Below are 23,175 nucleotides of genomic sequence, written 5' to 3'. Positions count from 1 at the left end.
CTCCCGCATCCGCCTTCGTCTTCGCCTGCCTGCCCGCCCGTCTGCCGGCCGGCGGGGAAAGGCGTGAATGGTCCCTGACACGCGAAAGCCCGTGACGCCCATGTCCCAACCGTCCCCATCGTCCACACCGTCCTCACCGCCCCTCTCCCCCGACACTGCCGCCTCCGCCGTGGACCAGGCAGTCGCCAGCGGCGGCTCCTACGAAGTGCTGGCCAAGCGCCTGGACGGCCAGGGGCAGGCGCTGGAGGCGCTGGTGCGCCAGCTCAACGAGGAGCGGCTGGAGGAATTCGGCCGCAGCCAGATGGAAGTCATCGGGCGCATGCGCGTGCGCACCGAAAACAACTGCCTGGGCCGCGACATCGCCCAGGTCGGCGGCTACCTGCTGTTCGGCTACAACGTCTTCATGGGCCTGAAGCAGTCCACGCGCGTGGAAGACGTGTTCGGCCTGTACCGCCTGCACGAGGGAGAGCAGGGCTACGAGGTCACTCCCGTGGACCTCAAGGACAGTTTCCTGGGCATACAGAGCTTCGTGCAGGACTTCCAGGAGCTGTACGCCTACTACAAGAACACGCGGCTGATGCAGCTGGCCGTGCGCGACGGCAAGCTGCTGGCGAGCTTCCAGATCGGCGAGCGCCTGTCCGATGTGCGCGTGTTCCGCTGGTCCGTGCCCGTGGACGGCCAGCCCATACGCTACATAGACAACCGCGGCGAGCGCGACATCGAACTGCCTGCGCCCCATGACTTCGAATGGCAGCGCGCCGGGCGCGAGCAACTCGTGCAGGGGCGCCACCCGCACATCAACGTGCTGGACAAGGTCTTCGTCGAGACCCTGGGCGGCACGCTGACCATCAAGGTCGAGAACAACACCAACGACGGACTGGGCATCTACAGCGAGCCCGTGCAGGAGAAGAACCAGTCGCTGGACGACGCCGTGTTCGAGTACGCCGCCGTCGGCAGCCTGATCCTGCTGAAGATCCTGCCCTACCGCGAAGAGCAGTGGCGCTACCTGATCTTCAACACCGTCTCCCGCCAGGTGCTGCGCATGGATGCCATCGGCGCGGCCTGCATCCAGCTGCCGCAGGACCACGGCATCATCTTCCCGGGCGGCTACTACCTGCAAAGCGGGGAGAACCGCTCGTTCGAGCAGAACATGCAGGGCATGCGCTACCGGCGCAGCATCCGATCGCCCAACGGCGAGGACGTGCTCTACGTGTTCTACGAGCCCGAGAGCGGGCGCATGGCGCTGTTCAAGTACAATCTGATCGAGCGCGCCCTGCAGCCGCCCATCATCGGCCACGGCCATGCGCGCATGGACGACGGGCGCATCGTCATCTTCGCGGCCGAGAGCAACGAAGCCTCGCGCGTGCACCCCATGCAGGTCTGGCGCACGCCCTTCGCCTCGGACGACTACGCGGCGCGCCAGCCGCAGCGCGACAGCTTCCTGGGCCGCATAGGCAATGCCGAGCTGGTCAGCGGCATCTCGGACCTGTACAGCGTGCGCAAGGAAATCGCGGCCACCGAGGTCTCGCTGCCGCGCTACGAGCGCCTGATCGACGCCGCGCGCCGCCTGTTCGAGCGCTACCACTGGCTGGGCGCGCCGCAGCTCAAGGGGGTGCACGAGACCCTGCTGGGCATCGTCGCCACGGGTGATGCGGTCATCGACGAGTACGAAAAGGTCGAGAGCATCCGCAATGCCTCGGCCAAGGCCATGGGCGAGGTGTCCGGCCGCCATGGCCGGTTGCTCAAGCAGTTGCGCCTGGCGGACTGGAAGGGCATTGGCGAATACGTGGATGCGATCACCCAGCTGGGCCAGCTGCGCGGCCAGCTCATGGCCACGCGCGACCTGCGCTATGTGGACCAGGCCGCCATCGACACCATGGTGCAGGGCGTCAACGAGGCCCAGGCCGATGTCTCCCAGCGCACGGCCGCCTTCATTGCCACCGACGAGGCCATGCAGCCCTATGCCGAGCAGCTGCAGGCGCTGGACCAGGCTGCGCAGGCGGCAGCCACGGTGGCGCAGATCAACGAGCCGCTGGCGCGCATGGCCGACATGGCGGCCGCGCTGGACATGCTGTCCGAGCTGATGGGCAGCCTGTCCATCGACGACGCCACGCAGCGCACCCAGGTGGTGGACCGCATCTCGGCCGTCTATGCGCGCCTGAACCAGGTGCGTGCACGCGCCGAGCAGCGCAGGTCTGGCCTGGGCGGCGCCGAGAACGTGGCCCAGTTCGCGGCCCAGCTGGCGCTGTTCTCGCAAAGCATCGTCAGCGCCCTGGGCCTGGCGCAGACGCCCGAGAAATGCGACGAGCAGCTGGCGCGCCTGCTGGTGCAGCTGGAGGAAATCGAAAGCCGCTTCGGCGAGCACGAGCAGTTCCTTGGCGACATCATGGCCAAGCGCGAGGAGGTGCTGGAGAGCTTCGAGGCGCGCCGCCAGTCGCTGCAGGACGAGCGCCAGCGCAAGGCGCAAGGCGTGCTGGACGCGGCCCTGCGCATCGTGCAGAGCCTGCCCAAGCGCACCGAGAAACTGGCCAGTGCCGACGCGCTGCATGCGTTCTTTGCAGGCGATCCGCTGATCGGCAAGCTCAAGGAGTTGTCCCAGCGCCTGCGAGAGCAGCTGCACGACCCGGTCAAGGCCGACGATATCGACGGCCGCGTCAAGAACCTGCGCGACCAGGCGTTTCGCGCGCTGCAGGACCGCAGCGAGCTGTACGAAGGCGGCGGCGCCATCATTCGCCTGGGCCGCCACCGCTTCAGCGTGGGCAACCAGGAACTGGACCTGACCCTGCTGCCGCGCAACGGCGCATTGTTCCTGCACCTGGTCGGCACCGAGTATTTCGAGCCCGTGGACAATCCCGAGCTGGCCGCTTTGCAGGCCTACTGGGATGCCTCCACGCCGGCCGAATCGGCAGACTTCTATCGCGGTGAATACCTGGCCCTGGAAGTGGTGCAGGCCGCACGCCAGCGCCGCGACGGCTGGAGCGAGGCCCGGCTGGCCCAGTTGCTGCCCGACGAGGCGGCACTGACCCAGGCCATCCGCGAATTCTCCGCGCCGCGCTACCGCGAAGGCTATGAGCGCGGTATCCACGACCATGATGCGGCCCGCATCCTGCAGGTACTGCTGCCCCTGCGCGATGCCGCCGGCGTGCTGCGCTTTGCGCCCGGTGCCCGCGCGCTGGCCCTGCTGTTCTGGAGCGCACATGCCCAGGTGCAGCAGCCGCAGCTGGCTGCCGCCATGGCGCAGTGGCCGCTGCGCGCCCAGCAGGCCCAGGCCATGCAGCAGATGTTCGGCAGCGAGGCCGAGCAGCTGAGCCTGCGCGCCGACATTGCCGAGCGCCTGCGCGCCTATGCCGACGAGCGGGGCCTGCTGCGCGACCTGCTGCCAGGACAGGCGGCGCCCGCAGACAGCGATATCGACAGCCTCATCCACGGCGCCGCCGACTACCTGCAGGCCGAGCTGGCGCAAAAGGCCGTGCGCTTTTCCTTCTCCAGCTACAGCCAGTCGGCCATTGCCGCACTGCAGGCCGCCGTGCAGCAGCAGGCCCAGCCGCTGCAGCGCTGGGAGGAAATGCAGGCCTACTGGCAGGGCGAGGACCGGCACGACAGGCCTTTGGCGCCGCTGGACCAGCGCTGGCGCAGCGCGCTGCACTGGCTGCAGACCGCCTGCCGCGCGCTGGACGACGGGCAAGGGCAGGCCTGGCTGGCCTATTGCGGCGAAGCCGCCGCCTGGCTGTGCTGCGCCGGCCCACTGCCCTGCAAGGTCAGCAATGTGGACCTGCGCCATGAAGTGCCGGGCCTGCTGGGCCAGCATCCGCGCATTGCGGACGGCCGCATGTGGCTGCAGATCGACGACCTGGGCCAGCGCGCCGCGCGCCATTTCCGCAGCTTTGTCCCCGAATTCGGCCGCTACCAGGCGCTGCGCCAGCAGCTGCTGCAGGACTGGCGCTCGCGCGTGCGGGTGGACGAATTCAAGGCCCGGCCGCTGTCGTCCTTTGTGCGCAACCGGCTCATCAACGAGATCTACCTGCCCGTGATCGGCGACAACCTGGCCAAGCAGATCGGCGTGGCCGGCGAGAACAAGCGCACCGACCAGATGGGCCTGCTGATGATGATCTCGCCGCCCGGATACGGCAAGACCACGCTGATGGAGTACGTGGCCAACCGCCTGGGCCTGATCTTCATGAAGATCAACGGCCCGGCGCTGGGCCACTCCGTGCGCTCGCTGGACCCGGCCCAGGCGCCGGACGCCACGGCGGCCAAGGAGCTGGAAAAGCTCAACCTGGCGCTGGAGATGGCCAACAACGTGATGCTGTACATTGACGACATACAGCACACGCACCCCGAGTTCCTGCAGAAATTCATCTCGCTGTCGGACGGCACGCGCCGCATCGAGGGCGTGTGGAAGGGCCAGACCCGCACCCACGACATGCGCGGCAAGCGCTTTTGCGTGGTCATGTCGGGCAATCCGTACACCGAGTCGGGGGAGGTCTTCAAGATCCCCGACATGCTGGCCAACCGTGCCGACATCTACAACCTGGGCGATGTGCTGGGCGGCATGCAGGAGGTGTTCAAGCTCAGCTATATCGAAAACAGCATGACCTCGAACGCCGTGCTGGCGCCGATGGCCACGCGCAGCCTGCAGGACCTGTACCTGCTGCTGGACAAGGCGCAGGGCAGGGATGTCTCGGGCAATGCGCTGTCGCACGACTATTCATCGGCCGAGTTGCGCGAGATCGAGGCCGTGCTGGCCCGCATGGTGCAGGTGCGCGAGCTGGTGTTCAAGGTCAACCAGCAGTACATCCAGAGCGCCGCGCAAGACGACGGCTACCGCACCGAGCCGGCCTTCCGGCTGCAGGGCAGCTACCGCAACATGAACAAGCTGGCCGAAAAAATCACCCCGGTGATGAACGACCAGGAAATGCAGCAGATGCTGGCCGACCACTACCAGGGCGAAGCGCAGATGCTGACCACGGGCGCCGAGGAGAACCTGCTCAAGCTCGCCGAGCTGCGCGGGCAGATGAGCGACGAGGACAGCGCCCGCTGGCAGCAGATACGCCAGCAGTTCCTGCGCCGCCAGGCCGCAGGCGGCGCCAATGCCGACGCCGCCACGCGCGTGACGGCACAGCTGGTCGACCTGGTCGCCGCCACGCGCGAGGTGGCCCAGTCGGTGGCCCAGTCCCAGCAGCAGGCGATGCAGGAAGACGCCGCCGGCCAGGCCCACGCATCGGCAGCGGCCGCGCAGGCCGCCGCCACCCGGGATGCCGAACAGTCCCAGCTCCTGCAAGCGCTGCAGGCACTGCTGGCCCGGCTGCTGCAGACGCAAAGCGCCGCAGGCGACTCGCTGCACGGCATACGCGAGCTGATGGCGCAAAGGGCGGCCAGCGAGCCCGCCAGCACCCAGGCCGGCACCCCGTCGGAGGTGCAGGCCGCCCAGGACCGTCAGGCCCTGGTCCACATGCTGGGCCAACTGCTGACCCGGTCGCTGGCCCAGTCCCTGGAGCCCGTGGTCACGCACCTGGACCAGGCCCGCCGCCAGCAGCTGGGCCTGCACCGCGTGCTGATGCAGGTGGCCACGCGCATGCAGGAGCAGATCGATGCCCAGCGCGCGGGCCGTCCCGTGCCGGCTGCGGGCGCCATACGCTCCGAGGAAATCGACAAGGCCTTCGAGCGCATGCAGCGCGGCGACATGCCGCCTGCGGCCTAGGCGCTGCGCCGAGGCCGGGGCAGGGCCCATCGGCAAAGGCTGGGGCGCCTTGCTGGCGCTGCCTTTGCATGGGCCGGGGCCCTCGCACGTCTGCATGCGCTGATCCGTCATCGGACAACCCGATGTCCCGGACGTTGGACCATCACCTACAACCCGGGGCGCGTCCCGAACCGATGCTTGGAGTGGCGTGTCCGCAGCAGTGTGCACGCCCCACGAAGAGCCAACACGATGGACGCCCCATGGAACACAACACCCAGCTTTCCGTTTCGCGGAGGGACCTGCTGATTGCAGGTGCCTCCACGGCTGCGGCAACGGCCGTGCCTCGATCGGCCGGCGCGCAAGTGCAGCCTCCCTCCATCCCCGAAGGGGTCCAACTGCCCGTCACCCTGCAGGTGAACGGCCAGGAACACCGCCTGGACCTGGACACCCGCACCACGCTGCTTGACGCCCTGCGCGAGCATCTGCACCTGACCGGCACCAAGAAAGGCTGCGACCATGGCCAGTGCGGGGCCTGCACGGTGCTGGTGAATGGCCGGCGGGTGGTGTCCTGCCTGAGCCTGGCCGTGATGAACCAGGGCGCCGCCGTGACCACCATCGAAGGCCTGGGCACGCCGCAATCCCCGCACGCCATGCAGGCCGCCTTCGTGCGGCACGACGGTTTCCAGTGCGGCTACTGCACGCCGGGGCAGATCTGCTCTGCCGTGGGCATGCTCGACGAGATCCGGCAAGGCATGCCCAGCCATGCCAGCGAAGACATCGTGGCCCAGCCCCTGGTGTCGGCCCATGAACTGCGTGAACGCATGAGCGGCAACCTGTGCCGCTGCGGGGCGTATTCCAACATCGTCGATGCCATCACCGAAGTGGCGGGGGAGGGGCGCACATGATTGCCTTCACCTACGAACGCGCCCAGTCCCCCGCGCAGGCTGCCGCCGCCGTGGCGGCCCGGCCGGGCGCCCGCTTCATCGCCGGGGGCACGAATCTGCTGGACCTGATGAAGCTGCAGATAGAAACCCCCGTGCATCTGGTCGATGTCAACGGCACCGGCATGGATACCGTGGAACCCACCGCGCAGGGCGGGCTGCGCATAGGCGCGCTGGTGCGCAACAGCGACCTGGCCGCCCATGCGCGCGTGCGGCGTGACTACGGCGTGCTGACCCGCGCCCTGGTGGCCGGTGCCTCGGGCCAACTGCGCAACATGGCGACCACGGGCGGCAATCTGCTGCAGCGCACGCGCTGCCCGTATTTCTACGACACCAATATGCCGTGCAACAAGCGCGTGCCGGGCAGCGGCTGTTCGGCCATTGCCGGCGTGAGCCGCCAGCATGCGGTGATCGGCGGCAGCGAGGCCTGCATTGCCACCCACCCCAGCGACATGGCCGTGGCGCTGCGCGCGCTGGACGCCACGGTGGAAACCATCCAGGCCGACGGCAAGGCCCGCGTCATCCCCATTGCCGACTTCCACCGGCTGCCCGGCAGCACGCCGCATGTAGAGACGGCCTTGCAGGCCGGCGAACTGATCACCTCCGTCACCCTGCCGCCGCCGCCAGGCGGCACGCACATCTATCACAAGGTGCGTGACCGCGCCTCCTATGCCTTTGCGCTGGTGTCGGTGGCCGCCATCGTGCAGCGCGACGGCAGCGGGCGCGTGGCCCTGGGCGGCGTGGCGCACAAGCCCTGGCGAGTGGAGGCGGCCGAAGCGTTGATGCCGCAGGGCGCCAAGGCCGTTGCCGACCGCCTGCTGGCGGGCGCCCGGCCCACGCAGGACAACGCCTTCAAACTCCCGCTGGCCGAACGCACGCTCGCCGCCGTGCTGCATCAGGCAAGGAACTGACGCCATGAAATTCGACACTCCCGCAACGGTCAACCCCATTGACCAGCTCAAGATCATCGGCCAGCCGATGAACCGCATCGACGGCCTGCTCAAGACCACCGGCACGGCGCCGTATGCCTATGAACGGCATGACGTGGTCCAGCACCCGGCCTATGGCTATGTGGTGGGCTCGGCCATCGCCAAGGGCCGCATCCGCAGCATCGGGCTGGCGCAGGCAAGCCGCGCGCACGGCGTGCTCGCCATCGTCACGGCACAGACCGCTGGCAAGCTGGGCCAGGGCAAGATGAACACCGCGCCGCTGCTGGCAGGCCCCCAGGTGGCCCACTACCACCAGGCCGTGGCCCTGGTGGTGGCGGAAACCTTCGAGCAGGCGCGCGCTGCCGCGCAATTGGTCCGTGTGGACTACGAGCCCGTGGCTGGCGCCTATGACTTGGCCAAGGCCAGGGACTCCGCCGTGCCACCCGACAGCATCAATGGCGATGCGCCGGACACGGCCATTGGCGATTTCGACGGCGCCTTCGCTTCGGCCCCCGTGAAGGTGGACGCCACATACACCACGCCAGACCAGTCGCACGCCATGATGGAGCCCCATGCCACGCTGGCCGCATGGAAGGGCGACCAGCTCACGGTATGGACCTCGAACCAGATGATTGCCTGGGGGCAGGGCGAGCTGGCAAGGACGCTGGGCATTCCCAAGGACAAGGTGCGCCTGGTCTCGCCATTCATTGGCGGCGGTTTTGGCGGCAAGCTGTTCCTGCGGGCCGATGCGCTCTTGGCCGCACTGGGGGCGCGCGCGGCAGGCCGCCCGGTCAAGGTCGCACTGCAGCGCCCGCTGATGGCCAACAACACCACGCACCGCCCGGCCACCATCCAGCGAGTGCGCATCGCGGCAGGGCAGGACGGCAGGATCACCGCCATCGGCCACGAAAGCTGGTCGGGCGACCAGCCCGGAGGATCGGCGGACGGTGCCGTGGACCAGACCCGCCGCATGTATGCCGGCACCCATCGCATGACTGCCACCCGCCTGGCCGTGCTGGACCTGCCCGAGGCCAATGCCATGCGCGCCCCCGGCGAAGCCACGGGCCACATGGCGCTGGAGGTTGCCATGGACGAGCTGGCGGAAAAGCTCGGCATCGATCCCGTGGAGCTGCGCATCCGCAACGACACCCAGGTGGTGCCGGACAGCGGCAAGAAGCCGCAACCCGAGGCGAAGGAGGGCACCCCTGCCCAGGAGCACAAGCCGTTTTCCCGCCGTGAGTTCGTGCAGTGCCTGCGCACGGGCGCCGAGCGCTTCGGATGGAGCCAGCGCAATCCCCAGCCGGCCCAACGACGCGAAGGGCGCTGGCTGATCGGCCTGGGCATGGCCGGCGCCTACCGTGGCGCCCCTGTCATGAAGTCCGCCGCCCGCGTGCGCCTGGACAGGCAGGGCATGGTCACCGTGGAAACCGACATGACCGACATCGGCACGGGCAGCTACACCATCATTGCCCAAACGGCGGCCGAGATGCTGGGCCTGCCGCTGCAGCAGGTGCGCGTGCGGCTGGGCGATTCCGGCTTTCCCGTGTCTGCCGGTTCGGGCGGGCAATGGGGTGCGGCCAGTGCCACCTCCGGCGTCTATGCCGCCTGCGTGAAGCTGCGCGAGGCCGTGGCGCGCAAGCTGGGCATGGACCCGGCGACGGCCGAATTCTCGGATGGGCATGTGCAGGCGGGCGGCAAGCGCCGGGCCCTGGCCAGCGCTGCCGGCGACGGCGACCTGACGGCCGAGGATGCCATCGAATTCGGCGTGCTGGACAAGAAGATGCAGCAGTCCACCTTTGGCGCGCACTTCGTGGAGGTCGCCGTGGACGCCTTCACTGCAGAGGTCCGCGTGCGGCGCATGCTGGCCGTTTGCGCGGCCGGCCGCATCCTCAATCCCAAGACGGCCCGCAGCCAGGTCATCGGCGCCATGACCATGGGCGTGGGCGCGGCCCTGATGGAGGAGCTGGCCGTGGACACGCGCCTGGGCTTGTTCGTCAACCACGACCTGGCGGGCTACGAGGTGCCCGTGCATGCCGACATCCCGCACCAGGAAGTGATCTTTCTGGACGAGGTCGATCCCATGGCCTCGCCCATGAAGGCCAAGGGCGTGGGCGAGCTGGGCATCTGCGGCGTGAGCGCGGCCATTGCCAACGCTATCTACAACGCCACCGGCGTACGCGTGCGTGACTATCCGGTCACGCTCGACAAGCTGCTGGCGGGGCTGGGGAGGCTGGCATGACAGGGGAGTGCACCTGAGGCAGCCCGCTCAGGCCCTGGATTCTTGATGAACGAAGGCCGGTCACCTCTGGGTGGCCGGCCTTTTTGCATGTGGCCATCAATAGAACGCATAGCTTGCGCGTCCGTCGGCATTGGCCTGGAGAGGCTGGCGTGGAGATACTTTTTGCACTGGGAAATGTCGGCGCTGTGCACTCCGAACACAGGCCGCCCCGGTTTCCCCACAACAGAACCTGACCTGGGCGCGAAGCGCCTGCCAGGGCAAAGAGACAACCTGCTCCGACAAGGACTTGTATGAAAGATATCCGCAAGACGATGGACGAGGGCGCCATGGCGCCGTTCCAGTGGCTCGCCGTGGCCATCTGCATCCTGCTCATCATGCTGGACGGCTTCGATGTGCTGGTGATGGCCTTCACCGCCTCGGCCGTCGCTGCCGAGTGGAAGCTCAACGGGGCGCAGCTGGGCGTGCTGTTCAGTGCCGGGCTGATCGGCATGGCCCTGGGCTCGCTGTTCCTGGCGCCCGTGGCCGACCGCCGTGGCCGGCAACCCGTCATCGTGCTGTGCCTGGTCGTGGTGTCCGTGGGCATGCTGCTTTCTGCCGCAGCGCGCAGCTATGTGGAACTGGCAGCCCTGCGCGCCATGACGGGCGTGGGCATTGGCGGCATGCTGGCCAGCGTGGGGGTGATCACCTCTGAGTATTCATCGAACAAATGGCGCAGCACGGCGATTGCGCTGCAGGCCACGGGCTATCCGATTGGCGCCACGCTGGGCGGGCTCATGGCCGCCTGGCTGCTGGCACACCATGGTTGGCGCTCGGTCTTCGTGTTCGGCGGCCTGGCCACGGCGCTGATGGTGCCCATCGTGCTGTGGCGGCTGCCGGAGTCGGTGGACTTTCTGTTGGGCCGCCGCCCGGCACGTGCGCTGGAAAAGCTCAACCGGCTGATGGCACTCATGGGGCACCCCGCCATGCTTCAGCTGCCCGCGCAAGCCGGCCGTGACGTCCAGCAGGGCAATACCGTGGCCGCCCTGTTCAGGAACGGCCTGGCGCGCCCCACGCTGATGCTCTGGGCCGGCTTCTTCCTGCTGATGTTCAGTGTCTACTTTTCCCTGAGCTGGACGCCCAAGCTGCTGGTGCAGGCCGGCCTGTCGGCACAGCAGGGCGTGACGGGCGGCGTGCTGCTCAACCTGGGAGGCATTGCCGGCGGCAGCCTGTTCGGCCTGCTGGCGGTGAAGGCCAAGCTGCGGCATCTGGCCATGGGCAGCCTGCTGCTGAATGCCTTGTTCACCGCGCTGTTCGGCCTGGCCTCGGCCAGCCTGGGCTGGGCGTTTGCCGCGGCCGTAGGCGTGGGCGTGTTCCTGTTCGCCTCCATGGCCGGGCTGTACGGGCTGGTGCCGGCCACCTATCCGGCCCAGGTGCGCGCTACCGGCATGGGCTGGGCCATAGGCATTGGGCGCATAGGCGCCATCGTGGCGCCCACCATGGCCGGCCTGCTGCTGGACGGTGGCTGGCAGCCTGCCTCGCTGTACTACGTCTTTGCCTTGCCGCTGATTGCCGCTGCGCTGGCCGTGTGGGCCACGGGCGCCGGCCGCACCCTGGCGCCGGGGGATGGCGCGCTGCGAGCGGCTGGTGCTTGATCCTTGAATCCCTATCCGTGAGCACGCGCCCGAGCGCCCGAGCGCCCAAGCGCTCAAGCGCAGGAGAAACACTTCCATGGCATTGGACAAACCCTATCTCGACGTACCGGGAACCACGGTCTTCGACGCCGAGCAATCCCGCCAGGGCTACTGGCTCAACCAGTTCTGCATGTCGCTGATGAAGGCCGAGAACCGCGAGCGCTTTCGGGCTGACGAGCGCGCCTATCTGGGCGAATGGGCCATGACGGCCGAGCAAAGACAGGCCGTGCTGGACCGCGACCTGAACCGCTGCATTGCGCTGGGCGGAAACATCTACTTCCTCGTGAAGATCGGCGCCACCGACGGCGTCAGCGTGCAGAACATGGTCTCGACCATGAGTGGCATGAACGAGGAGGACTACCGCCAGATGATGCTGGGCGGCGGACGCAGCATCAATGGAAACCGCTACCTGCATGAGCAGGAACGACAGGAAAAAGGCAACTGACATGGCGCGCATCACCGCATCCGTCTACACCTCGCATGTGCCCGCCATCGGCGCGGCCATGGACCTGGGCAAGGCGGGCGAACCCTATTGGCAGCCTTTGTTCAAGGGCTTCGAGCACTCGCGCCAATGGCTCAAGGACAACAGGCCCGACGTGATCTTCCTGGTCTACAACGACCACGCGACCGCGTTCAGCCTGGACTTCATCCCGACGTTTGCCATCGGCACGGCCGCTGAATACCAGCCCGCCGACGAAGGCTGGGGCCCGCGCCCCGTGCCCAAGGTCATCGGCCATCCGGAACTGGCCAGCCACATTGCGCAGTCGGTGATCCAGCAGGACTTCGACCTGACCATCGTCAACAAGATGGACGTGGACCACGGCCTGACCGTGCCGCTGTCGCTGATGTGCGGCGAGCAGGACGCGCGCACGGGCGCCTGGCCCTGCCCGGTGATTCCGTTTGCCGTCAACGTGGTGCAGTACCCCGTGCCGTCGGGCCAGCGCTGCTTCAACCTGGGCCGCGCCATCCGCCGCGCCGTGGAAAGCTTCGACGAAGACCTGAGCGTACAGATCTGGGGCACGGGCGGCATGAGCCACCAGCTGCAGGGCGCGCGTGCGGGCCTGATCAACAAGGAGTGGGACAACCGCTTCCTGGACCTGCTGATCGAGAACCCTGCCGGTTTGGCCAAGATGCCGCATATCGACTACGTGCGCGAGGCCGGCTCCGAAGGCATCGAGCTGGTGATGTGGCTGATCGCGCGCGGCGCCATGGCCGATGTGGACGGCCCCGCGCCGCTGCCCAGGGTCAACCACCGCTTCTACCATGTGCCCGCGTCCAATACGGCCGTGGGACACCTCATCCTGGAGAACGCTGCATGAGCCGGCCTTGCGTGGTACTTCTGCCGGGCCTGCTGTGCGACGAGACGGTCTGGCGCGAGCAGCATGCGGCCCTGTCCTTTGCTGGTGTTGCCGAGTGCATTGTTCCGTCCTATGGCGCGGCGGCCACCATCGAAGACATGGCGCGCCTGGTGCTGGATGGCGTGGCGGCCGAGCGGTTTTCGCTGGCGGGCCATTCCATGGGCGGGCGCGTGGCCCTGGCCATTGCCGGCATGGCGCCCCAGCGTGTGGAGCGGCTGGCCTTGCTGGACACCGGCATGGACCCCATCGCTCCGGGCGAGGCCGGCGAGAGCGAACGCGCCAAGCGCATGGCGCTCTTGCAGATCGCCCGGCACAGCGGCATGCGCGAGATGGGCCTGCAATGGGCGCGCGGCATGGTGCATCCGGACCGGCTCGATACGCCGCTGTTCAGTGAGGTGCTCGACATGGTGGCGCGCTTCACGCCCGAGGTGTTCGCCGCGCAGATCAATGCCTTGCTGAACCGCCCCGATGCGAGCGATGTGCTCAGGCAGCTGCGCTGCCCGACCCTGCTGGCCTGCGGTCGTCAGGATGCCTGGAGCCCGCTGTCACGCCATGAGCGCATGCAGGCCCTGTGCCCGGGCGCCGAGCTGGTGGTGATCGAGGACAGCGGCCATATGAGCACCATGGAGCAGCCGCAGCAGGTGTCGCGGGCACTGCTCGACTGGATGGGGCGCTGAGCGAGCGCTGCGCTCGGGCTAGGCCGGCAGATCGCCCACGGCCCGCCGGCAGGCCTGCATGAACAGCTCCAGGTCCTGCGAGGCCGTGCTCAGCGCACGCGTGGCCAGCCCGATGCGCCTGCGTGTGGAAGGCAGGTCCACGGGCACGATGGACAACTGCCCTCCGTGGTCATCCTGCAGGGCCTGTCCGCGTGAGGCCAGGGCCAGCCGGCCCGTCTGCAGCACAAAGGCCAGCGTCATGGTCGGGCTGCTGGCGCGCAGGCTGGCGCGCGGCGGCTCCAGGCCCTGGCTGCGGAACAGCTGGACCATGGCGCGATCGGCCGGCGTGCCGGGCAGGGGCGACACCCAGGGCCATTGCAGCAAGTCCTCCAGAACCAGCTGGCCGCAGCCCAGGCAGGCATGGCCGGACGGTGCCACCACGACCAGGTCATCGTCGAACAGGTGCAGCTGGCGTACCTCATCGGAGGGCATGTCGGCGCGCAGGGCGCCGGCTATGGCGTCGATGTCGGCGCTCAGCAGGTGCTGCACCAGGCTCTCGTAGGTGCCGTCCACGATGCTGACCTCGATGTCCGGGTGGCTGGCGGCCAGGCTGTCGACCGCGCGCGGCAGGAAGATTCCCACCGACAGCGGCAGCACGCCGACCACCACGCGCCCCCGGATCTCGCCGCGCCAGGCGGAAATATCGCTGTCCATGCCGCGCACCTCGGCCAGGGCCAGCTTGACACGGCGCAGCAGCGCTTCGCCGGACGGCGTCAGCCGCGTGCCGAAGGCCAGCTTGTAGAACAGCTGCATGCCCAGACTGGTTTCCAGCCCCTGCAGCGCCGCATGCACGGCGGGCTGCGTCAGGCCCAGCCACTGCGCGGCCAGGGATTCGCTGCCGCAGTCGGCAATGGCCATGAGGGCGCGCAGTTGCCCTGCCGGCACGGTCTCGGCAAAACGCTCGGGCAGGGGAGGGCGCCTGGCCGCCAGCGTGGCGGCGGCCTGGGCGTCGGCCGCGCCGCTGCCCAGGTGCTGGAGCATGGCTTCTATGCGGGCGGCCAGCTGGCTGCCCAGCGGGGTCGGCATCATGCCGCGCGCACCGCGCATGAACAGCGGCATGCCGCAGGCCTCTTCCAGTTGCAGTACCGAACGCGCCACGGCCGGCTGAGAAAGATGCATAGCCTGGGCGGCCCGCGTGGTGCTGCCGTGGCGCACCACGCCCAGCGTGGCGCGCATGGCTCGCAAATGGCCTGCCAACTCGGGAAAACGCGAGGGATTGCTGCTGGCCCAGGGGGCAAGAGAAAGGTTCATTGAAAGGCGCTTCGCGGTACGTTGGAAGAACGTGTTTTGATTGTCCCATAAGAAAAACGCATTGATGGCCGGGGCTCCGGCATTGGCCGGATCGATGCCGGCATGGAATGCTTGGTGCCTGGATCAAGACAGCCCATCGCAGGCTGCGAATTCCGGGGAGACAAGAAACATGAACCATGAAATCGACCGGCTGCTGGCACGCCAGGCCTGCCTGGACCTGGTGCTGCGCGCTGCTGCCTTTGCGGATGCCGGTGATGCCCAGGCCCTGGCGCAGCTGTTTGCCGAAGACGGCCAGCTGCAACGGCCCGGCGGCGAGGTACTGGGCGGGCGCACGGCCATCGCCGCTGCGTACTCCCGGCGTCCCGCGGGCCGCATGACCCGGCATCTGGTCACCAACACGCTGGTGGAACTGCAAGGCCCGGACCGCGCCAGCGCGCGCAGCCAGGTGCTGCTGTGGTCCTGCGACGAGGCCGATGCCATCACGCCGCACGGCCGCCCGGCGCAACCGCGCCAGCTCGTAGGCGAGTTCGATGACACCTTCGGCCGCAGTCCTGAAGGCCATTGGCTGATCACGCGCCGCGTGGCGCGCTTCGTCATGTAACGGGACCTCCCGGGCACCTGAAGAGCAGGGCGCCCAGCCGCTTTCTCCCATTTCCCCGTGCCCGCCACTCTCGCCTTTCCCAAGGCGCAGCGTTGCGGCGTGCCGATTCCGCAACGACAACGACAGGAGACACAAGCATGAACCGCACTCTCAAAAGCATTCCCCAACCCCCAGCCAGGCGCCCACTGCGGGTTTGTCTGGGCCGCCTCGCCCCGCTCGCCATGCTGGCAGCAGCAGGCGGCGCCCAGGCCCAGACCGCCTCATCGGTGACGCTGTACGGCCATCTGGACACCGGCATCGAGCACCTGACGAATGTGCAAGGCGGCGGATCGCTGACGCGCATGCCTGGCCTCACGGGAACGGCACCGTCGCGCTGGGGGCTGCGCGGCAGCGAGGATCTGGGCGGCGGCCTGAGCGCCGTCTTTGCGCTGGAGTCAGGCTTTGGCCCGGATGCCGGCACCTTCAACCAGGGCGGGCGGGGCTTCGGGCGCCAGGCCTGGGTGGGGCTGTCCGGAGGCTGGGGCAGTGTCTCGCTGGGGCGCAACTACACCATGCTGTACTGGGCATTGTTCGATGCCGACCTGCTCGGCCCCAACGCCTTCGGCCTGAGCAGCCTGGACAGCTACATCCCCAACACGCGCACCGACAACTCCCTGGCCTACCGGGGACGCTTCGGCGCCTGGAGCCTGGGCGCCGCGTACAGCCTGGGACGCGATGCCGTCAACGCCGGCCCCAGCCCGGCCGGCACCAACTGCGCCGGCGAATCGGCCACGGACAGGCAGGCCTGCCGCCAGTGGTCGGCCATGCTGAAGTACGACACCGCGCCCTGGGGCTTTGCCCTGGCCGTGGACGAGATGCGCGGCGGCGCCGGCGCATTTGCAGGGCTGACGCGCTCGGACCTGAAGGACCGCCGCATCATGCTCAACGGCTATGCCGCGCTGTCACCCACCATCAAGCTGGGCGCCGGCCTCATGCGCCGCGACAACGACGCGGCCCAGGCGGCCTCGGCCAGCAACGGCGCCACGCCGCGCAGCACCCTGGCATGGGGCGGCCTGTCCTGGTCACCCAGCGCCGCCGTCGTGGTCGATGGCCAGCTGCAGCAACTGCGCTACGCCCAGGGCGGCGACCGCTCCACCCTGCTGGCCCTGCGCGCCACCTACAAGTTCTCCAAGCGCACGGCGGTCTATGCCCAGGCCGCACGCATTGACAACGGACAGCGCCTGGCCATCTCGGTCAGCTCGGCCGCAGTCGGCGGCAGCCCGCTGGCGGGCGCATCGCAGACCGGCCTGATGCTGGGCCTGCGCCACTCGTTCTGAAACCGAGGGCAAATACAACAGGCCAGCTGGGCAAGTCGGCAATTTCCTGGCGCAGTTCGGCGAGCAGCCCGGCGTCGTCGCTGGGTGTGCGATGGCTGCGGCCATCGGCCCAGCCTTCACCGCGCCCAGGCAGGTCGCGCACAGGCGAGCGCGCAATCCACTTTTTTCCGCGGCGTACCGCACGGCTTCCTTGAGGATTTCGTTCTCCAAGGTTGTCTTGCCGAGCACGCGCTGCAGCTTGGCTATTTCCGCGCAGACACCGACAGCGGACTCCTTGATATCCGTACATGCCGAGTTGTGGATCGGAGGTGTGCTCACGCACATCAGTAGCAATTTCCTCAAATTGATAGAAAAATTTAATTCATATTTGATTAAATTGATATCTATGATGCAGCCATCGGATCAATTTTGGCATTCAATGGCAGCATGTGGCTGCGCCGATCCGGCCAGTTCAGGGTGACGCGGGACAGCGCAGGGCAGGGGGGCTGAAAAGTCGCAAGCCCCATGCTCTGCGCCAAGCCAGGTCAAGCCTGCATGGCGAACTCAACTCCATCGTCCTGGTCGAGGGCGAGAGCACAGTGGAAGGAACAACAATGAGACTCCAGATCAGACAAGCCTACAGTTTTGGTGCCGCTCTCCTGCTGGTTCTTGGCGCAGCCACCATTGGCGCAGCCATCATGAGCAACCGCAGCAGCGCTCTTGCCGACGAAACCGCCGCCAGGCGATACCAGTCCTACCTGCTGGCCGATGAGTTGCGGCAAAGCTCTGACGACCTCACCCGACTGGCGCGCACCTACGTGGCCACCGGTGACGCCAAGTGGGAGAAGCAATACATCGAGATTCTGGATATTCGCAATGGCAAGCTGCCACGGCCTCAGGCCTACGAGCGGATCTATTGGGACTTCCGGGCAGCCGATGCGCAAAACGTGCGTCCTGCAGGCGAAACGGTGCCGCTGCTTGATCTGATGAAGCGGGCCGGCTTTGCAGACAACGAACTCGCCAAGCTGGCCGAAGCCAAGGCCAACTCAGATGATCTGGTGCGCACTGAAACCATCGCCATGAACATGGTGAAGGGCCTCTATGACGACGGCCAAGGTGGGTTCACGCGCCAAGCTGAACCCGACAAGGCCAAGGCTCTGGGGATGATGCACGACTTGGCGTACCACCAGTACAAAGCCAAGATCATGAAACCCGTGGACGAGTTCCTGATTCTTCTCGATGAGCGCACGTCAGCACAGCTGGCCGCAGCCGTGGCGGCGCGGCAGCAATGGTCGAAACTTGCCATGGCCTCGACGGCATTGCTCATCGTGAGCCTGCTCGCCGGGCTACTTTATCTGCGTCGTCGCACCAGCGCCGTGCTTGGCGACGTCAGTCGTGTGGCATCGGGCATTGCGGCAGGGGAGCTTGATCAGTCGATCGATCTCGGAGTGAGGGGTGAAGAAGGTGACCTGCTGCGCACTATGGGCAGCATGCAGCAGCAATTGTCTAGCGTGGTGGGCGCCATTCGCAGTGGTGCCGACAGCGTGGCGACAGCCAGCTCCGAGATTGCACAGGGCAACCAGGACCTGAGCCAGCGCACCGAAGAGCAAGCCAGTGCCCTGCAACAAACGGCCGCCACGATGGAGGAGCTGGGCACCACCACCCGCAACAACGCCGACAACGCCAAGCAGGCCAATCAACTCGCTCAGGGCGCCTCGGCCGTCGCTGCGCAAGGTGGCGAGGTGGTCGGCAAGGTCGTCACCACGATGCAAGGCATCAGCGACAGCAGCCGCAAGATCGGCGACATCATCGGCGTGATCGACGGCATCGCCTTCCAGACCAACATCCTGGCGCTCAACGCAGCCGTCGAGGCGGCCCGCGCAGGTGAGCAGGGCCGCGGCTTCGCTGTCGTGGCGTCTGAAGTGCGCAGCCTCGCGCAGCGCAGCGCTGAGGCTGCCAAGGAAATCAAGGCCCTGATCGGCCGTAGCGTCGAGCAGGTGGAGCAAGGCACCGTGCTGGTGGACGAGGCCGGCAAGACCATGGGCGAGATCGTCGCCTCGATCCAACGCGTGAGTGACATCGTGGCCGAGATTACCTCGGCCAGCGTCGAGCAGAGCTCCGGCATCGGGCAGGTCGGCGAGGCCGTCAGCCAGATGGACCAGGTGACGCAGCAAAACGCGGCGCTTGTGGAAGAGAGCGCTGCCGCCGCAGAGAGCCTGAAGGGCCAGGCCCAGAAACTGGTGCAGGCCGTGGCGGTGTTCAAGCTGTCGCATGAAGGACTTGGAGGCTCGACCCACGCTGCGGCCCCAGCGGCCAACGCTGCTGCCGTCGAGCGTCGCGGCCCGGACCGTGCCAAGAACATCGCCCGGCCGGCATTCAAGGCGAAGGCTGCTGCAGCCCCAGCATCGACCTCTGAGTCGAGCCGGCTCGCTATCGCACCTGCCAAGACCGGCACTGACGACTGGACGTCGTTCTGAGCGCGGCTCGCCGCGCCAGAACCCGCCCCCAATCTCCAAGGAGTCGAAGATGACCGCCATGATTGAAGAGCGCCCAACGGTAGCACCGGTTACGGCGCAGACGACAGCCGCCTCATCAACCCGGGCTGCCAAGGCAGTGGCCGCCATGCCCAACGAGTTCCTCAGCTTCCGCCTGGGTGGCGAGGAATACGGCATCGACATCCTGCGGGTACAGGAGATCCGCAGCTACGAGGCACCCACCCGCATTGCGAACGCACCGCATTTCATCAAGGGAGTGATCAACCTGCGTGGCGTGATCGTGCCCATCGTCGACCTGCGCCTGAAGCTCGGTTGCGAGTCGGCCGAGTACACCGATTTCACCGTCGTCATCGTGCTGAACGTGCGCGGACGGGTCATCGGCGTGGTGGTCGATTCGGTGTCGGACGTTCTGGCGCTGGGCGCGGACAACATCAAGCCGGCGCCCCGGATGAGTGCCTCGGTGGATGCCGGCTACATCATGGGTATGGGATGCTTCAAGAGCGGCGATGTCGAACGCATGCTGATTCTGACCGACATCGAAGCGCTCATGAGCAGCGCCGAGATGGGGTTGATGGAGGCCGCGATGCTTTGATTGATACGATGTATAAACTCTAGCAAGCTAAACACCATTTTCATGGTGTTTTAGAAGCAGTTAGAGTATTTTGAGCACTGATTAGTCCCCTGACCCTTGTTGTTTGGTTCAACCATTCAACGAGGTATCTATGCTCACAATCACCGTGGTCTCCACCAAAGGCGGAGTCGGTAAAACCACACTTGCTGCCAATCTTGGCGGCCTCCTTCACGACCTGGGCCTCAGTGTCTTGCTCATCGACGCGGACATCCAGCCGTCGCTTTCCCGCTACTACGAGCTCAGCCACCAAGCGGAAAAAGGCCTCACCGAATTCGTGAGGTCGGGCGTGCTCACGTCCGACTGCATCTCACACTGCAAGCTGAGCCCGGCTGGCTACCTCGGCAAGCCGGTCATCAGCCCCGCCCCCAACGCCAAGTTGCACCTTGTCCAGTCGGACACCCGGGATGGTGTACTTCAGGACTGGATGGCCACGCGCAACCCCATGGACATGCTTTTGAGGCTCAACAGGCCTTTGCAGCATGCCGATGTCACCCACACCTACGACGTGGTGATCATCGACACACAGGGCGCTGTGGGACATCTGCAAGACGCTGCAGTGATGGCTGCGGACCTGTTGCTCGTTCCTGTGTCGCCAGATGTGGTGTCCGCACGGGAATTTCTCCACGGAACAGCTGCGCTGATCGAGCGCCACGAATGCGTGGCCAACTTCGGCATGAAGATGCCGCCCATGAAAGCTGTGCTTAGTCGTTCGGAGAAGACGAACGATTGCCGCGTGATGACGGACATCATTCGCGAGAACTTCATCACCATGCGTGGCCGCGTCAATATGCTCAACACGGCTGTGCCATCAACTGTGGCATATAGAAAAGCTGCAACCGCTCAAGTTCCTGTGCACTGGATCGACAGTATCAAAGCAGCTGAAACGATGCACGAACTGCTTTGGGAACTCATCCCGAGCGTCACGGAAATGTACGCGCCTAATCACAAGCGCTTCGTAAATTACGCTGCTTAATCCTCCTTATTAACCAGGAGGTTATATGCGTACACCCGTAACGCTGAATGCAGCGCAGCGCGCTGCCGATTTGCAGCGCAACAATCCATCAGAAACAGGCGTCAGCGAAAAAGCTGATTTGCCGACCGCCAAGCCAGAAGAAGAGTCCAAGAGCATGAACGATTCCGCCACAAAACCGAATAAGCAAGCGCAGCAACTGGAAGCGGCACGTAGGGCGCTTGCTGCCCCCACCGCAACCCCTCGCAACGCGACGGCTGGAGTTGATCCACTTGCGGAAGTGGACGGTGCAGTATCTACCCTTGATCCCGAGGATATTGAGATCTACAAACACAACCCGCGAACTCGCCCTAATCCGAAAAGAGAAGAAATCAAGGCGAGCATGATAGCCGAAGGTCGTATCACGAATACGATCATGGTTACGCGCCGTTCGCCAGCTGAAAAGTATTTTCCCTATGGTGGCGGCAATACACGGGTCTCCATCGCACAAGAACTCAAGCGTGAAGGGGATACACGCTTTGACAAGCTTACTGTCATCACTCGTAAATGGCCTGGTGAAGCCGCTGTCATTTCCGCGCATCTCAGCGAGAACGACAATCGTGGCGATATTTCATTCTGGGAGCGCGCCAAAGGTGTGGCTTCGTATAAATCGAAGTTTGAGGAAGAGAATGGTTGCGCTCTTTCCTCGACGGAGCTCAATAAAGCACTTAAAAAACAAGGGCTCAATTACGGAGTTCGCATGATCCAAAATTTTGCATTTGCAGTTGAGCACATGCATTTCATTGGAAACTGGCTACGCACCGACGAAGTTAGCAACGTTTTGAAGCCGCTACTTAGCGGAATATATGAGATTGCAGAAAAATTTGACAGGTCAAAAGAAGTTAGGTCCGCGCTGGAGGAGATTTTCCTCATGCACGGTCAAGACCTTGAAAGCCTGGAGGCCTCAAATGTGGCCAAGGACCCGGCCGAACGCAAGGACGTGGTTGTCGATTTGCAAAGTCTAGTCCTTGACCTGCAAACTGTCGGAGCGAAAGCCATTGGCATAGAGATTGAGAATCTCCCAGTTGCTCTTTCCGCAGTGGTGGCCAATCCCAAAATCACAGCGGAGGAGCTCGCCAGCGTGAAGGCTGCTGCCCCCGACGCGAAACTTAGTGGGCAACAAGCACCGTTGGGGGGAATGCTGGGCGCTGTGGGGGGCGGGGCCACAAATCAACAGCCCGCGGCTTCACGCAAGTCCAGCCAGGTCAAGCCTGCTAATTCCGATGCCGATGCATTGGCTAATTTCGCCAAGCGACTCTCTGACGATATTCTCGCACTGAACGCCGTTGTACCTATTTCTGATTTCATCGTCGTAGAGAGCCAAATGCCTTTGGGATTCATTGTTGAAATTCCCAGTGATGTTCAGATGGTTGACGGCCAAGCACTTGATGAGGAAAAGCAAGACCTGCGCACCGCTCTTTGGTCAGTCCTTGCGGTGTTCACGGGTCAATTCAATCAAGAGCTTGCTAGCCTGTGCTCCAAAGATACCCGCTGGAGCCAAGCATTGAAAACTAGCGAAGCCGAAATGCGAGATGTATGCGCTGCTGCTGGTCTTGCATTCAAATCAGGCGTTTTATATACACACTCTCTTCATTTTTCCCGACTGATGGGTTCTCCCGTTGCCGGGACTCCGTTTGTGAAATTTCTCGGCACTGTTTCTGAATATTTTGCTGCCTATCCTGCAAAAGCACAGATTCCGTATAAACCTTTGTTTTCCTGATTTTTGGTGTGTGCAATGACAAGTCGCAGTGTTCCTCTTGATATTCGCGGTAACGAGCAGTTCAATTTTATTGTTCTGACCGAAGTTATTCGCGTTATTGAAACGGAGGCTGGACTCGATCAGTTGTTGCTGCTAGGACTGACTCCGGAGCTAATTGATACGCTCCGGACTCGCCAAACACGCGATTTGATTGATCTTGCCTCGCGTATGCGAAGTATTCGTATAAATCTCTCGGTGAGTGAGATCTCCGGTCACCTGGACGGAATTGATCGTCAGCGTCGTGATGATGAAATGTGCGAGTATTTTGTCCGCAACGGCGCGACCAGATCGCTGGTCACAAGATTATTTAAGCGCTCCTCCGACGAAGTTCGGAGATTGCGTGATTTGCTGGGTGGTGCCAGTGTTGGGAGAACAAAGCTCCCAAAAGAACACGATGTTGTTGACCATATTCACATCGTTTGGCATGAAATAAGACGTAAAGCTGGTCCCACTGAGAATTTGAGGGACTGGCTTTACGCGCTTCATCAAAAATTTCCAGACTACTCTATAGATTCACTTCATACGTGCGTGAAGGAATATGAAAGCTTCTATGGAAGTGACGATTCCAATTCAAGCACTAAAGCACTAGGTAATCACTGAT

Annotated in this window: 16 protein-coding genes and 1 pseudogene; 15 read left to right on the top strand and 2 right to left on the bottom strand. The window is 65.1% G+C overall.

The features are described 5' to 3' along the window. The first annotated feature begins 100 nt into the window (after nucleotides 1-100). The 8 genes from GRX31_RS13015 (at nucleotide 101) to GRX31_RS12980 (ending at nucleotide 13,494) form a co-directional block, all read left to right on the top strand. On the top strand, nucleotides 101-5,701 hold the full coding sequence (locus tag GRX31_RS13015; RefSeq protein WP_237426673.1) for a DNA repair ATPase: 5,601 nt from the start codon (nucleotides 101-103) through the stop codon (nucleotides 5,699-5,701). A 239-nt stretch (nucleotides 5,702-5,940) separates the two neighbouring features. Beyond that, on the top strand, nucleotides 5,941-6,585 hold the full coding sequence (paoA, locus tag GRX31_RS13010) for an aldehyde dehydrogenase iron-sulfur subunit PaoA (protein ID WP_123693362.1): 645 nt from the start codon (nucleotides 5,941-5,943) through the stop codon (nucleotides 6,583-6,585). Continuing rightward, nucleotides 6,582-7,532: an FAD binding domain-containing protein gene (locus tag GRX31_RS13005; RefSeq protein WP_160853077.1), complete on the top strand. Its 951-nt coding sequence runs from the start codon at nucleotides 6,582-6,584 to the stop codon at nucleotides 7,530-7,532. Before paoA ends, GRX31_RS13005 begins: the two co-directional genes overlap by 4 nt. A gap of 4 nt (nucleotides 7,533-7,536) precedes the next feature. Next, nucleotides 7,537-9,789, top strand: a complete 2,253-nt coding sequence (gene paoC, locus GRX31_RS13000; protein WP_160853076.1) for an aldehyde oxidoreductase molybdenum-binding subunit PaoC — start codon at nucleotides 7,537-7,539, stop codon at nucleotides 9,787-9,789. 290 nt (nucleotides 9,790-10,079) lie between these two features. After that, on the top strand, nucleotides 10,080-11,420 hold the full coding sequence (locus GRX31_RS12995; protein WP_160853074.1) for an MFS transporter: 1,341 nt from the start codon (nucleotides 10,080-10,082) through the stop codon (nucleotides 11,418-11,420). A gap of 76 nt (nucleotides 11,421-11,496) precedes the next feature. Continuing rightward, nucleotides 11,497-11,904 carry a protocatechuate 4,5-dioxygenase subunit alpha gene (gene ligA, locus GRX31_RS12990; RefSeq protein ID WP_047328087.1) on the top strand — a complete coding sequence of 136 codons (408 nt, stop codon included), beginning with the start codon at nucleotides 11,497-11,499 and terminating at the stop codon, nucleotides 11,902-11,904. A 1-nt stretch (nucleotide 11,905) separates the two neighbouring features. After that, nucleotides 11,906-12,778 carry a class III extradiol dioxygenase subunit beta gene (locus tag GRX31_RS12985; protein WP_160853072.1) on the top strand — a complete coding sequence of 291 codons (873 nt, stop codon included), beginning with the start codon at nucleotides 11,906-11,908 and terminating at the stop codon, nucleotides 12,776-12,778. Further along, nucleotides 12,775-13,494 (top strand): alpha/beta fold hydrolase, encoded by a 720-nt coding sequence (locus GRX31_RS12980; protein ID WP_160853070.1) that lies wholly within the window; start codon nucleotides 12,775-12,777, stop codon nucleotides 13,492-13,494. The genes GRX31_RS12985 and GRX31_RS12980 overlap by 4 nt, the downstream gene beginning before the upstream one ends. An 18-nt stretch (nucleotides 13,495-13,512) precedes the next feature. On the opposite strand, the gene GRX31_RS12975 is transcribed toward GRX31_RS12980, so the two are convergent. Next, nucleotides 13,513-14,784 carry a LysR family transcriptional regulator gene (locus GRX31_RS12975; protein ID WP_160853068.1) on the bottom strand — a complete coding sequence of 424 codons (1,272 nt, stop codon included), beginning with the start codon at nucleotides 14,782-14,784 and terminating at the stop codon, nucleotides 13,513-13,515. Between the two features lie 169 nt (nucleotides 14,785-14,953). Here GRX31_RS12975 and GRX31_RS12970 point away from each other — a divergent pair, with 169 nt between their 5' ends. Together GRX31_RS12970 and GRX31_RS12965 are read left to right on the top strand one after the other, a co-directional pair. Next, a complete protein-coding gene (locus tag GRX31_RS12970; protein WP_160853066.1) occupies nucleotides 14,954-15,385 on the top strand; it encodes a nuclear transport factor 2 family protein in 432 nt (143 codons plus the stop codon). A 137-nt stretch (nucleotides 15,386-15,522) separates the two neighbouring features. Then, nucleotides 15,523-16,701, top strand: coding sequence for a porin (locus GRX31_RS12965; RefSeq protein WP_160853064.1), 1,179 nt, complete (start codon nucleotides 15,523-15,525; stop codon nucleotides 16,699-16,701). Nucleotides 16,702-16,723: 22 nt separating this feature from the next. On the opposite strand, the pseudogene GRX31_RS12960 reads toward GRX31_RS12965, so the two are convergent. Next, nucleotides 16,724-16,953: pseudogene (locus tag GRX31_RS12960) on the bottom strand (IS3 family transposase); the annotation flags it as partial. Between the two features lie 341 nt (nucleotides 16,954-17,294). Between GRX31_RS12960 and GRX31_RS12955 the strand changes: the two are divergent. From GRX31_RS12955 to GRX31_RS12935, 5 genes are all read left to right on the top strand, one after another. Next, a complete protein-coding gene (locus GRX31_RS12955; protein WP_160853062.1) occupies nucleotides 17,295-19,157 on the top strand; it encodes a methyl-accepting chemotaxis protein in 1,863 nt (620 codons plus the stop codon). Nucleotides 19,158-19,206: 49 nt separating this feature from the next. Continuing rightward, the gene (locus tag GRX31_RS12950; RefSeq protein WP_151020530.1) at nucleotides 19,207-19,767 is read left to right on the top strand and encodes a chemotaxis protein CheW; all 561 of its coding nucleotides are present in this window, start codon (nucleotides 19,207-19,209) and stop codon (nucleotides 19,765-19,767) included. A 130-nt stretch (nucleotides 19,768-19,897) separates the two neighbouring features. Continuing rightward, entirely contained in the window at nucleotides 19,898-20,779 is an 882-nt protein-coding gene (locus tag GRX31_RS12945) for a ParA family protein (protein ID WP_160853060.1), read from the top strand. Between the two features lie 25 nt (nucleotides 20,780-20,804). Further along, nucleotides 20,805-22,535, top strand: a complete 1,731-nt coding sequence (locus tag GRX31_RS12940; RefSeq protein ID WP_160853058.1) for a hypothetical protein — start codon at nucleotides 20,805-20,807, stop codon at nucleotides 22,533-22,535. 15 nt (nucleotides 22,536-22,550) lie between these two features. Continuing rightward, on the top strand, nucleotides 22,551-23,174 hold the full coding sequence (locus tag GRX31_RS12935; RefSeq protein WP_160853056.1) for an STY4526/YPO1902 family pathogenicity island replication protein: 624 nt from the start codon (nucleotides 22,551-22,553) through the stop codon (nucleotides 23,172-23,174). Nucleotide 23,175: the final 1 nt, after the last annotated feature.

This window comes from Delftia sp. CH05 (assembly GCF_009827015.1).
Lineage (GTDB): Bacteria > Pseudomonadota > Gammaproteobacteria > Burkholderiales > Burkholderiaceae_C > Comamonas > Comamonas tsuruhatensis.
Note: the sequence above shows the minus strand (reverse complement) of the source record. Positions and strands in the feature narration are given on the sequence as shown.